Source organism: Arthrobacter subterraneus, from assembly GCF_900099735.1.
Taxonomy (GTDB): Bacteria; Actinomycetota; Actinomycetes; order Actinomycetales; family Micrococcaceae; genus Arthrobacter_D; species Arthrobacter_D subterraneus.
Genome location: NZ_FNDT01000062.1, coordinates 1 through 1,301 on the forward strand (window position 1 = coordinate 1; position 1,301 = coordinate 1,301).

A 1,301-nucleotide genomic window follows, 5' to 3' on the forward strand; every position below is an offset into this window, starting at 1 on the left:
TGTCAAGCCCCGGGTTTGGTGGAGAGATTTTTAGTTGGAAATTGTGGTTAGTAGGCCGGCATTGACACCGGCGTGTTGTTGTTCGTATTCGCTGGGTGGGACGTGGCCGAGTTCGCCGTGGAGGCGTCGGTGGTTGTACCAGTCGACCCATTCGGCGAGGGCGACTTCGAGGTGGTTGATGTCCTTCCAGGGGCCTTTGTTGCGGACCAGCTCGGCTTTGAACAGCGAGTTCAGCGCCTCGGCCATCGCATTGTCGTAGCTATCCCCGCGGGAACCCACAGAAGCGACGGCGTCCTCGGCGGCGAGTCGCTCGGCGTAACGGATGGCCCGGTATTGGACGCCGCGGTCGCTGTGATGGACCAGACCGGTCAGGTCCGCTCCGTCCTTGGTGCGGGACCAGATGCCCATCTCCAGGGCGTCCAGGGCCAGTTCGGTGTAGAGACTGGTCGCCACTTGCCAGCCCACGATCCGGCGGGAGAAGACATCCAACACGAACGCGGCGTAGACCCAGCTGGCGAACGTGCGCACGTAAGTGATATCGGCGACCCAGAGCCGGTTCGGCGCCTCCGCGCTGAACTTACGTTCAACCAAGTCCTGCGGTCTGCCGGTTTCCGGTGCCGGTCTCGTCGTCCGCGGCCCCTTGGCCCGGGAAACCCCGCGTAAGCCCTCGGCGCGCATGAGCCGCTCCACGGTGCACCGGGCAACCTGGTGCCCCTGCCGGCGCAACTGCGCGTGAATCTTCCGGACCCCGTAAACCCCGTAATTCTCCTTGTGCACCGTCTTGATCTCCTCGGTGAGTTTCTCGTCCCGGAGGTCCCTCGCCGAGGCAGGCCGGCTCCGGTGGGCGTAGTACGTGCTCGGGGCGATCTGCAGCACCCTGCAGATCGGCTCGACCCCGTGCTGGTCGCGGTGCTCCTCGATGAAGGCGCACATCACCTCGACGGGCGGTCGAGCTCCGCCGCGAAGAAAGCCGATGCCTGCTTCAGGATGGTGTTCGCCCGCCGCAGTTCGCGGACCTCGCGCTCGAGCTCGGTGATCCGCTCCGCATCGCTGCTCGTTGTGCCCGGGCGCAGTCCCTCATCGATCTCGGCCCGCTTCACCCAGGTCCGCAACGCTTCCGGGTTCACTCCGAGCTGTTCACCGACACGCCCGAACGCTCCGGTCCTTGTTGCCGGGTTCTTTCGCGCCTCGATCACCATCCGAGTCGCACGCTCGCGCAACTCGATCGGGTACTTCCGCTGTGCTGCCATGAAAAACATCCTCCGGGTAATCGATGTCTCCATCAAACCCGGTACGGTTCA

The 1,301-nt window shown here is 64.5% G+C and carries 1 protein-coding gene and 1 other annotated feature; the gene reads right to left on the reverse strand.

The window, feature by feature from the left end:
* Positions 1-30: 30 nt before the first annotated feature.
* Positions 31-1,250 (reverse strand): IS3 family transposase gene (locus tag BLS52_RS18225; protein ID WP_245702948.1). Its coding sequence is split into 2 segments (ribosomal slippage): positions 31-971 and positions 971-1,250, totalling 1,221 coding nucleotides; the frame shifts between segments, so codons are not numbered across the junction.
* Positions 859-972 (reverse strand) — a sequence feature (AL1L pseudoknot). (Overlaps the previous gene by 114 nt.)
* Positions 1,251-1,301: the final 51 nt, after the last annotated feature.